This is a genomic window from Psychroflexus sp. S27, from assembly GCF_002810405.1.
In the GTDB taxonomy this organism is placed as follows: domain Bacteria; phylum Bacteroidota; class Bacteroidia; order Flavobacteriales; family Flavobacteriaceae; genus Psychroflexus; species Psychroflexus halocasei_A.
In genome coordinates this window covers 40,092-52,012 of record NZ_NEXQ01000023.1, presented here as the reverse complement: position 1 = coordinate 52,012, position 11,921 = coordinate 40,092, and the positions used below count along the sequence as shown (strand labels likewise).

The window sequence follows — 11,921 nt, the reverse complement described above, 5'->3', positions numbered from 1 at the left end:
AATAAGAAATAAATCAATAGCGTATTATGTCTCATTACGAAGCGCCTATAAGAAAACCCTTAATTACTGGAGATAAATCATACCATGATGTCACACTTGATGTTGTGAGACCAGTTGAGGGTAAGGCTAACAAATCTTGGTGGATAGTATTTTCAATATCTCTAATTGCCTTTTTATGGGGACTTGGATGTATTATTTACACCGTATCTACAGGTATTGGAACTTGGGGATTAAACAAAACAATTGGTTGGGCTTGGGATATTACTAACTTCGTTTGGTGGGTTGGTATTGGTCACGCAGGAACCCTCATCTCAGCAGTACTTTTATTATTCAGACAAAAGTGGAGAATGTCCATTAACAGATCAGCAGAAGCAATGACGATTTTTGCTGTTGTGCAAGCTGGTTTATTCCCTATTATACACATGGGTCGACCATGGTTGGCATATTGGGTACTTCCTATACCAAACCAATTTGGTTCATTATGGGTAAACTTTAACTCACCATTACTTTGGGATGTATTTGCAATTTCAACCTATTTATCGGTATCACTTGTTTTCTGGTGGACAGGTTTATTACCTGACTTTGCGATGATTCGTGATAGAGCAGTAAAGCCATTCCAGAAAAGAATTTACGGAATCCTTTCATTTGGTTGGTCAGGAAGAGCTAAAGATTGGCAACGTTTTGAAGAAGTAAACTTAGTCTTAGCAGGTTTAGCAACACCATTAGTACTTTCTGTACATACAATTGTATCTTTTGACTTCGCAACATCTGTTATACCAGGTTGGCATACGACAATCTTCCCTCCTTACTTCGTTGCAGGAGCTATTTTCTCTGGATTCGCAATGGTAAATACTTTACTTATTACAATGAGAAAGGTGTCAAATTTAGAAGCATATATCACGCATCAGCATATAGAATTGATGAATATCGTTATTATGATTACGGGTTCTATCGTTGGTGTAGCTTATATTACAGAGTTGTTTATGGCTTGGTATTCAGGTGTTGAATACGAGCAATTTGCTTTCTTAAACAGAGCAACAGGTCCGTACTGGTGGGCATATTGGGCGATGATGACTTGTAATGTTATCTCTCCACAATTCATGTGGTTCCCTAAGCTCAGAAGAAGCATCATGTTCTCATTCTTTATTTCAATTATTGTTAATATCGGGATGTGGTTTGAAAGATTTGTAATTATCGCAACATCATTACATAGAGATTATATGCCATCTGCATGGACAATGTTCTCTCCAACTTACGTTGATATCGGAATATTTGTTGGAACAATTGGTTTCTTCTTTGTTTTATTCTTATTATATGCACGTACTTTCCCTGTGATTGCACAAGCAGAATTAAAATCAATCCTGAAATCTTCAGGTGAGAAATACAAAAGGATTAGAGCTGAAAAAGGTGACGATGCTCCATTGCATGATCCTTATAAGCAAGAGGCTAAGCCAGACTTTACTAACGAATTTAATAAATAGAAAATGGCGTCAAAAGTATTACAAGCAATTTATACAGACGATGATATTTTGATGGAAGCAGTTAAATCTGTCCGCGCTAATAAATATCATATTGAAGAAGTCTACACCCCATTCCCTGTTCATGGATTAGATAAAGCAATGGGTTTAAAAGAAACAAGGTTAGCCATCACAGCCTTCTTATATGGTATTGTTGGACTTGTTGTGGCAACGGCTATGATGAATTTTATCATGATTGAAGATTGGCCTCAAAACATTGGTGGTAAACCAAGTTTCAGTTTTATTGAAAATATGCCATCATTTGTTCCAATTATGTTCGAATTGACAGTGTTTTTTGCTGCTCACTTAATGGTTATTACTTTTTATATGAGAAGTAAATTATGGCCGTTTAAAAAAGCTGAAAATCCAGACTTAAGAACAACTGATGACCGATTTCTAATGGAAATTTCAGTTAACGAAAAGAATCATAAAGAGCTTACTGATTTAGTTTATAATTCGGGAGCTACAGAAATAAAATTAAAAGATAACTAGAGATGAATAAGTTTAACTTCATATTACTAGCAATGTTTGCTTTTACTATTTTTTCATGTGCTGATGAAGATGGAAAAGGCGCGCAGTATTTCCCGAACATGATGTATTCAGATGCTTATGAAACTTATGGAGAATATGAAATTTTCTATGAGGGACAAGAAGCAAAGCTACCTGTAGAAGGATCAATCTCTAGAGGTTGGATGCCTTATGAATACGAGGATAATTTAGATGGTTACGATGCAGCAAAAGCTGAACTTAGAAACCCGATTGCGTATACTGAAGATAATATGCAAAAAGGTACAGAGCTTTTCAATATTTACTGTGCTGTATGTCATGGTGCAGGTGATGGAAAAGGCATCCTAGTCAAAAATGAAAAAATATTAGGTGTTCCTGCTTTTGATGATCAAGGTCGAGCTATAACAGAAGGAAGTGTTTACCATGTCACCAAATATGGTCTTAACACTATGGGTTCTTACGCATCACAACTAAGCCAGAAAGAAATGTGGCAAGTTAACATGTATGTTATGAAGCTTAAAGGCGATTTAGACGGTGTAGAGCAACCTCCATTTGAAAACGAACAATAATTTAGAAACATCAAGATAGATAGTTATGTATAAGATGTCAAAAAACGTACAACTCACTGCTATAATTTTAATGATTGTAGGTGCAGTTGGTTTAATTTATAGCTTTGTGGATACTCCTTCTTCAGTAGAAGAAGTTAAGGAAATGCTAGCTAATGATCATCATGGCGATGAAGCAAATACTGCTAATGCAGCAAATGCAGATCATGTTGATGATCACGATTCTCACGCAGAGCACGTATTAACACAACTGAAAAACAAACCTTGGACAGCAATTTATACGTCAAGCTTGTTTTTCTTCCTACTTGCCTTGGGTGCATTTGCATTTTATGCAATTCAGCACGCTTCACAAGCAGGTTGGTCACCAGTTCTATTCCGAGTTATGGAAGGGGTTTCTCATTACATGCTCCCTGGTGCTGTAATACTAATTGTTATTTTTATATTCTCAGCGTTAAACATGAATCATCTTTTTATATGGATGGATCCTGAGATTGTTGCGAATGATTCAATTATATCGGCTAAAACTGGCTATTTAAATATTCCTTTCTTTTTTATCAGAGCTTTGATTTATATCGGTGGATGGATTTTACTTTCTAGAGTGATTATCAACAACTCAAGAAAATTAGACAACAATCCTGATATTAGATTACACAAGAAGAACTTCAAGCTATCAGCGATATTCTTGATTTTCTTCATTGTGACTGAATCTATGATGTCTTGGGATTGGATTATGAGTATTGACACACACTGGTTCAGTACTTTATTCGGATGGTATGTATTTGCAAGTATGTTTGTTGCAGGTATTACAGCTATTGCTTTAATTACAATTTACCTAAAGAAATTAGGCTACATGGAGTTTGTTAATGACAGTCATATTCATGATCTAGCTAAATTCATGTTTGGTATGTCTATTTTCTGGACTTACTTATGGTTCTCTCAATTTCTATTGATTTGGTATTCAAATATTCCTGAAGAGATTGTTTATTACGCAGCAAGAATTCAAGATTATAAAATACCATTCTTTGGTATGGTTGCTATCAACTTCTTATTCCCATTGTTGATATTGATGAACTCTGATTTCAAACGAATCAACTGGATCATCGTCTTTAGTGGTATAACAATTTTAGTTGGCCATTATCTTAACTTTTATGTGATGATTGCGCCAGGAACAGTTGGTGAATCATGGTCGATTGGTATTCCAGAAATAAGTTCTGTTTTATTAATCGCAGGATTGTTTATATTTGTGGTCTTTAATGCGCTTGGAAAAGTCAATTTATTGCCTAAAAACAATCCATTCCTTAAAGAAAGTAAAAATTACCATTACTAAAAAAACAAAGAATTAAATTAATAACAAATGACGACATTACTTATAATCATAGTTATCGCACTCTTAGGGATTACCTTTTGGCAATTATCCAAAATTGTCAAATTGTCAAAACCCTCAGACAGTAATGATACTGAAATAGCAGATAACAAAGACAATAAGAACCAAGCTCAATTAATGCTCGCCTTTACTGTTTTCCTTTACGGATTGATGTTTTATTCATTCTGGGAATATGGTAAATTATTATTACCTGATTCAGCATCTGAACACGGTCACACATTCGACCAATTGATGCTTATATCAATGGGATTACTGATTTTCGTACAAATGATTACGCAGTTCCTACTTCATTGGTTTGCTTATAAATATCACGGTAAAAAAGGTAGAAAAGCATTATTCTATGCAGATAATGATAAGTTAGAATTCATCTGGACAATTATTCCAGTTATTGCGTTAGCAGGATTAATTATTTATGGATTATTCAGCTGGAACGATATCATGAATTTAGAGGAAACAGATGATACGCTTGTTGTTGAAATCTATGCTTACCAGTTCGACTGGAGAGCGAGATATGCAGGTGATGATAAAACTTTAGGAAAAGCTAACGTCCGATTTATTGAAGGTGTTAATCAACTTGGCCTTGACGAAAGTGATCCTTATACTGAGGATGATGTTATAGTTAATGAACTACACCTTCCTAAAGGAAGACCTGTCATCTTCAAATTTAGATCTCAAGATGTTCTTCACTCAGCTTACTTCCCTCATTTTAGAGCTCAAATGAACGTTGTTCCAGGTATGATCACTCAGTTTGGTTTTACACCAACATTAACAACTGAAGAAATGCGTCAAACTGATTATATGGTTGACAAAGTTCAAACAATAAATGAAATTAGAGAGGAGAATAGTATTGAGTTAGAAGCTCAAGGCGACATGGCTCTTGAAGAATACGAATTTGATTACTTTCTACTATGTAATAAAATTTGTGGAGCATCACACTATAACATGCAGATGAAAATCGTTGTTGAAGAAGAAGAAGACTTTGATGCATGGATGAGTGAACAACAAACATTTCAAGAATTAACTGCTAAAAAATAATCCTAAAATATGTCAGTAGTTTTACAACATAATGAAAATGGCGGTGCGCATGAAGAACATCATGAGCACAAACAAACGTTTATTGAAAAATATATTTTTAGTTATGATCATAAAATGATCTCTAAACAGTACCTTATTACAGGTCTGATTATGGGGATCATCGGGATCATGATGTCAGTACTTTTTAGAATTCAACTAGCATGGCCAGGAGAATCTTTTTGGATTTTTGATGCCTTATTAGGTAAGTTTTCTAAAGATGGAGTAATGGACCCAAGTATGTATCTCGCATTGGTAACAATTCATGGTACAATCATGGTTTTCTTCGTACTAACAGCTGGTTTGAGCGGTACTTTCAGTAACCTCTTGATACCGTTGCAAATCGGTGCACGAGATATGGCATCAGGATTCCTTAACATGGTATCATACTGGTTGTTTTTTATCTCTTGTGCAATCATGTTGAGCTCACTATTCGTTGAAGCTGGTCCAGCATCCGCAGGATGGACAATTTATCCACCGTTGAGTGCTTTACCACAGGCTATTGGTGGTTCAGGAATGGGTATGACGTTGTGGTTAATTTCAATGGCGTTCTTTATCGCTTCACAAATTATTGCAGGTCTTAACTACATTGTTACTGTTTTAAACTTAAGAACTAAAGGAATGTCTATGACACGCTTACCATTGACAGTCTGGGCTCTTTTTGTCACTGCTATCATTGGTTTAGTTTCTTTCCCTGTTCTTTTATCAGCAGCTTTATTGTTGATTATGGATAGAAGTTTTGGAACTTCATTCTTCTTAAGTGATATTTATATCCAAGGTGAAGTTTTAGCTCACCAAGGAGGTTCACCAGTTTTGTTTGAACACTTATTTTGGTTCTTAGGTCACCCTGAAGTTTACATCGTGATTCTACCAGCCATGGGACTTGTCTCTGAAATCATGGCGACAAATGCCAGAAAACCAATTTTTGGTTATAGAGCTATGATCGCTTCAATCTTAGCAATTGCTTTCTTATCAACAATTGTTTGGGGACACCATATGTTCGTTTCAGGAATGAATCCATTTTTAGGTTCTGTATTTACATTTACAACATTATTAATTGCTATTCCTTCAGCAGTTAAAGCTTTTAACTGGATTACAACTTTATGGAAGGGAAATCTGCAGATGAACCCAGCCATGTTATTCTCAATTGGCTTTGTTTCTACTTTTATTACTGGAGGTTTAACAGGAATTATCCTAGGTGATAGTACTTTAGATATTAACGTTCATGATACGTATTTCGTGGTTGCTCACTTCCACTTGGTGATGGGTATTTCAGCTATTTATGGCTTACTTGCTGGTGTTTATCATTGGTTCCCAAAGATGTTTGGTCGTATGATGAACAAAAACTTAGGTTATGTTCACTTTTGGATCACAGCCATTGGCGCTTATGGAGTATTCTTCCCTATGCACTTTGTTGGTTTAGCAGGTCTTCCACGTCGTTATTACTCTAACACAGCTTTTCCATATTTTGACGATTTAGCTGATGTAAACGTCTTAATTACGATCTTTGCAATTATCGCTGCAGCAGTACAAGTTGTTTTCCTTTGGAACTTCTTTTACTCAATTTTTTACGGTAAAAAAGCAACTCAAAACCCTTGGAATGCAACAACACTTGAGTGGACAACTCCAGTAGAGCACCTTCATGGTAACTGGCCAGGAGAATTGCCAGTGGTTTACAGATGGCCTTACGATTACTCCAAAATGGATAAAGATGAAAAAGACTACGTCATTGCTGGACAAGATTTCGTTCCTCAAAACGTACCTATTCGTGATAATGAAGAAGAAACAATGCATTAAGCTAAATCTTCTCAACTAATATATTTCAGCGGGATTTCCTTTTAGGTTATCCCGCTTTTTTATGAATGCTTTTACACGAAACTCTTTTTCGCTATCTTTGTTTTTATGAATGAAAACCTTAATCCAGAAGCCGATCACTTTAACTCAGAAGAGTTTGAATACGAAAGAGCTTTAAGACCCTTAAGTTTTGATGACTTTGCTGGGCAATCTCATGTTTTAGAAAATTTACAAGTCTTTGTCAAAGCTGCAAACTTGAGAGGCGAAGCGCTTGATCATACTTTGTTTCATGGACCTCCTGGCCTTGGAAAAACAACTTTAGCTCATATTCTCGCCAAAGAGTTGGATGCCAATATCAAAATCACATCTGGACCAGTCATCGACAAACCTGGAGATTTAGCAGGTTTATTAACAAATCTAGAAGAAAGAGATGTTTTATTCATTGATGAAATACACCGTTTAAGTTCGGTTGTCGAGGAATACCTCTACTCTGCCATGGAAGATTACAAAATCGATATCATGATTGAGTCAGGTCCTAATGCAAGAAGTGTAGAAATTAATCTGAACCCTTTTACACTCATTGGCGCAACAACACGTTCTGGACTCCTCACCTCTCCAATGCGTGCGCGTTTTGGAATTTCAAACCGTCTAGAATATTATAGCACAGAATTATTAAGCGATATTGTAATTAGAAGTGCACGCATCCTTGATGTTAAAATCTCTCAGCAAGCGGCCATCGAAATTGCAGGTAGAAGCCGCGGCACACCTCGTATTGCGAACTCTTTATTAAGAAGAGTCAGAGATTTTGCTCAGATAAAAGGAAACGGAAATATTGATTTAGAAATATCAAAATATAGTCTGAAGGCGCTCAACGTTGATGCGCATGGTCTAGATGACATGGACAATAAAATATTAAATACCATTATTGATAAATTTAAAGGTGGCCCTGTTGGTTTAGGAACAGTCTCAACAGCTGTTGGTGAAAATGCAGAAACTATTGAAGAAGTTTACGAACCCTTTTTGATACAAAAAGGATTCATCAACCGAACGCCACGCGGTAGAGAAGTGACTGAATTAGCTTATAAACACTTAAATAAAAACAAGCCGACACAACAAAGTGGTTTATTTTAAATTTTCTGGATGAATTCAAATACTGAAAAACATAGCCAACTCATTAAAGAGAAAGCCGAAAAATATGGTTTTATCTCATGTGGTATCAGTAAAGCAGAATTTTTAGAACAAGAAGCGCCTCGATTAGAAAATTGGTTAAACGAAAATGCCAATGGCAAAATGCAGTATATGGAAAATCATTTCGATAAACGTCTTGATCCTTCCAAACTCGTTGAGGGTGCAAAAAGTGTCGTCTCCCTTCTCTGCAATTATTTCCCTGAAGAAAAACAAAAAGAAAACACATTTAAAGTGAGCAAATATGCTTACGGACAAGATTACCATCATGTCATCAAAAAGAAACTGAGATTGATGATGGAAGAATTAAACGAAGAAATAGGAGAAATTAACGGACGTGTGTTTGTTGATTCTGCTCCTGTTCTTGAAAAAGCTTGGGCAGCCAAAAGCGGATTGGGTTGGATTGGAAAACACTCAAATCTACTCACTAAACAAAGAGGTTCGTTCTACTTTATATCAGAGTTAGTTATCGATTTACCTCTCGCTTACGATACGCCAGTCACTGACCATTGCGGCTCATGCACAAAATGTATTGATGCATGCCCAACACAAGCAATCACACCATATCAAGTTGACGGAAGTAAATGCATATCATACTTAACGATTGAGTTAAAAGAAGAAATCCCGTCAGACTTTAAAAACAAATTTGAAGATTGGATGTTTGGTTGTGACATCTGTCAAGACGTTTGCCCTTGGAATCGTTTTAGCAAACCACACAATGAACCTCTCTTCAATCCTCATCCTGATCTTTTAACTTATGACAAAGAGGATTGGACAGAAATTACCAAAGACGTCTTCAATGAGATTTTCAGAAAATCTGCTGTTAAAAGAACAAAATATGAAGGTCTTAAACGTAATATTAATTATATCTTAAAAGACTGAACATCTCACTAATTCCAATTACATTAGAAAGAATTATATTGTATTTTTGTAAGTCGAAAAAACTGAAATTTTCAGTTAATTATTCTAAATTATGAGCAAAGAAAGCAAAAGACGTGAAGCATTAGTTTATCACGCAAAACCTAAACCTGGCAAGATTGAAGTTATACCTACTAAAAAATATGCTACACAGCGCGACCTTGGTCTCGCTTATTCTCCAGGAGTTGCAGAGCCTTGTAAAGAAATAGAAAAAGACAAAAACAACGCCTATAAATATACAAACAAAAGTAACCTTGTGGCAGTAATCTCAAACGGTACTGCTGTTTTAGGTCTCGGTGACATCGGTCCTGAAGCTTCAAAACCTGTGATGGAAGGCAAAGGACTTTTGTTTAAAATTTTTGCAGATATTGATGTCTTTGACATTGAAGTTGATGCAAAAGATCCTGAAACTTTTATTGAAACAGTCAAGAACATTGCTAATACTTTTGGAGGTATTAATCTAGAAGATATCAAAGCACCTGAAGCTTTTGAAATCGAGAAAAGATTAAAAGATGAGTTGGACATTCCTGTGATGCATGACGACCAACATGGAACTGCAATTATCTCAGCTGCTGCACTGATTAATGCTGTTGAAATTGCAGGCAAAAAAATGGAAGATGTTAGAATCGTTGTGAGCGGAGCTGGTGCAGCAGCGGTCTCTTGTACAAAGCTATACAAATCCTTTGGTGCAAAGTCTGAAAACATTGTCATGCTTGACAGCAAAGGAGTCATTAGAAAAGACAGAGATCATTTAACACCTGAAAAGGAATATTTCGCAACTGGCAGAAACATTCATACCATTGAAGATGCGATGAAGGATGCCGACGTATTTGTTGGTCTCTCCATTGCTGATATTGTCTCGCCAGAAATGCTTTTAAGCATGTCGGACAATCCTATTGTTTTTGCAATGGCAAACCCTAATCCAGAAATCGATTATGATCTTGCTATAAAAACAAGAAAAGATTTGATTATGGCTACAGGCCGAACAGACTTTCCAAACCAAGTTAATAACGTTCTTGGATTTCCTTTCTTGTTCAGAGGTGCCTTAGATGTGAGAGCAAGTAAAATTAATGAGGAAATGAAAATGGCTGCTGTTCGTGCTTTGGCAGATTTAGCTAAAGAACCTGTGCCAGAACAAGTCAATATTGCTTACTCTGAAACACGTTTAAATTTCGGAAGAGATTATATTATTCCGAAGCCATTTGACCCAAGATTAATCGCTAAAATCCCACCAGCAGTTGCAAAAGCTGCAATTGAATCTGGTGTTGCAAAAATCCCTATTACTGATTGGCAAGCTTATGAAGATGAGTTAAACGATCGTATGGGAAGCGAAGATAAAATTACCCGTTTGTTAATGACAACGGCAAAAAGGAATCCTAAACGCATTGTTTACGCTGAAGCTGACCACCTTGATGTTTTAAAAGCTGCCCAAATTGTTCATGATGAAGGCATTGGCATCCCAATTTTATTAGGTCGTAAGGATGTCATTATCGAACTGATGAAAGAGATTGATTTTGAAGCTGACAACATTGAAATTATCGACCCTAAAGATGACAGTCAGAAAAAAACAAGAGATGAATACGCTGAGTTTTTATGGAACAAAAAAGCTAGAAAAGGCATCACTTATTACGATGCAACAAAACTTTTAAGAGAAAGAAATTATTTTGCAACCGTTATGCTTGAAAAAGGTGACGCTGATGTAATGCTTTCTGGTTATTCAAGAGCTTATCCTTCTGTTTTAAAACCTATATTACAAATTATCGGAAAAGAAAAAGGTGTCAAAAAAGTTGCAGCAACCAATGTTTTAAACACAGCAAAAGGCCCAATCTTTATCAGTGATACATCTATCAATATCGACCCAACTGCTGAAGAACTTGCCAATATTTCAATCATGACTTCAATGGCTGTTAAGATGTTTGGTATTGAACCGATTATCGCTATGGCATCTTATTCAAACTTTGGCTCATCAACAGATCCAAATGCAAGTAAAGTAAAAGAAGCCATTTCGATTTTGCATAAAAATAATCCTGAGATTATTGTAGATGGCGAATTACAAGTTGACTTTGCTCTTAACAGAAAGATGAGAAACGAAAAATTTCCTTTCTCTAAACTTAAAAACATGAAAGTCAACACTTTGATTTATCCTAATTTGGATGCTGCAAATGGTACGTATAAGTTAATTAAGGAACTCAACAATACAGACTCAATTGGTCCAATTTTGATGGGACTGAAAAAACCAGCTCATATTTTCCAACTCGGAGCAAGTGTTGATGAAATGGTTAATATGTCGGCTGTAGGTGTTGTTGACGCCCAACTTAAAGAGAAAAAGAAAACGAACGAATAAATTTAAGATAGATTTATTTTATTACATTTGGGCTTCTTAAAATCATCTTAAAATGATTACCCAAATTGTAGGAAAATTAATAGAGAAAAATCCGACAAACATTGTTATTGATTGCCAAGGAATTGGGTATGAAATCAATGTTTCGCTACATACTTTTTCTCAAATAAAAAGCGAAGAACATATTAAAGTATATACGCATCTTCATGTTAAAGAAGATGCGCATACTTTATATGGCTTCATAGATAAAGAAGAACGTGAAGTTTTTCGAAAACTTATTAGTGTTTCAGGTATAGGAACAAGCACAGCTCGGGTGATGCTATCATCCCTATCACCTTCTCAAGTGATTGACGCCATCACGAGCGAAGACGCAGATACAATACAAAGCGTTAAAGGAATTGGTAAAAAAACAGCTCAGCGTGTGATCATTGATCTCAAAGATAAAATGGACTTGTCTGACGATGTTAAAAAAATCCCAAATTCAAACAATACACATAAGAAAGAAGCGTTATCTGCTTTAGAAACTCTTGGATATAATAGAAAGAAATCTGAAAAGATTGTCAGCAAAATTATTGCTGATGAGCCTTCTGTTACTTTAGAGAATATTATTAAAACCGCCTTGAAAAAACTATAGTTCA

10 protein-coding genes are annotated in these 11,921 nt (G+C 35.8%); all 10 read left to right on the top strand.

What is annotated here, in order from left to right; all coding sequences use genetic code 11:
• Positions 1 to 26: 26 nt before the first annotated feature.
• The 10 genes from nrfD (at position 27) to ruvA (ending at position 11,917) form a co-directional block, all read left to right on the top strand.
• Positions 27 to 1,481, top strand: a complete 1,455-nt coding sequence (gene nrfD / locus CAP47_RS06605; protein ID WP_100775918.1) for an NrfD/PsrC family molybdoenzyme membrane anchor subunit — start codon at positions 27 to 29, stop codon at positions 1,479 to 1,481.
• 3 nt (positions 1,482 to 1,484) lie between these two features.
• Entirely contained in the window at positions 1,485 to 2,009 is a 525-nt protein-coding gene (locus CAP47_RS06600; protein ID WP_093244833.1) for a DUF3341 domain-containing protein, read from the top strand.
• A gap of 2 nt (positions 2,010 to 2,011) precedes the next feature.
• A complete protein-coding gene (locus tag CAP47_RS06595) occupies positions 2,012 to 2,593 on the top strand; it encodes a c-type cytochrome (protein WP_093244828.1) in 582 nt (193 codons plus the stop codon).
• 25 nt (positions 2,594 to 2,618) lie between these two features.
• Complete coding sequence (locus CAP47_RS06590) at positions 2,619 to 3,917, top strand: quinol:cytochrome C oxidoreductase (RefSeq protein ID WP_100775917.1); 1,299 nt, start codon at positions 2,619 to 2,621, stop codon at positions 3,915 to 3,917.
• A gap of 27 nt (positions 3,918 to 3,944) precedes the next feature.
• Entirely contained in the window at positions 3,945 to 5,009 is a 1,065-nt protein-coding gene (locus CAP47_RS06585) for a cytochrome c oxidase subunit II (RefSeq protein WP_100775916.1), read from the top strand.
• Between the two features lie 9 nt (positions 5,010 to 5,018).
• Complete coding sequence (locus tag CAP47_RS06580) at positions 5,019 to 6,842, top strand: cbb3-type cytochrome c oxidase subunit I (protein WP_100775915.1); 1,824 nt, start codon at positions 5,019 to 5,021, stop codon at positions 6,840 to 6,842.
• A gap of 105 nt (positions 6,843 to 6,947) precedes the next feature.
• Entirely contained in the window at positions 6,948 to 7,970 is a 1,023-nt protein-coding gene (gene ruvB, locus CAP47_RS06575; protein ID WP_100775914.1) for a Holliday junction branch migration DNA helicase RuvB, read from the top strand.
• A gap of 9 nt (positions 7,971 to 7,979) precedes the next feature.
• Positions 7,980 to 8,906 carry a tRNA epoxyqueuosine(34) reductase QueG gene (queG, locus tag CAP47_RS06570; RefSeq protein ID WP_100775913.1) on the top strand — a complete coding sequence of 309 codons (927 nt, stop codon included), beginning with the start codon at positions 7,980 to 7,982 and terminating at the stop codon, positions 8,904 to 8,906.
• A 91-nt stretch (positions 8,907 to 8,997) separates the two neighbouring features.
• Positions 8,998 to 11,286, top strand: coding sequence for an NADP-dependent malic enzyme (locus tag CAP47_RS06565; RefSeq protein ID WP_100775912.1), 2,289 nt, complete (start codon positions 8,998 to 9,000; stop codon positions 11,284 to 11,286).
• A gap of 52 nt (positions 11,287 to 11,338) precedes the next feature.
• Entirely contained in the window at positions 11,339 to 11,917 is a 579-nt protein-coding gene (ruvA, locus tag CAP47_RS06560) for a Holliday junction branch migration protein RuvA (protein ID WP_100775911.1), read from the top strand.
• Positions 11,918 to 11,921 lie beyond the last annotated feature (4 nt).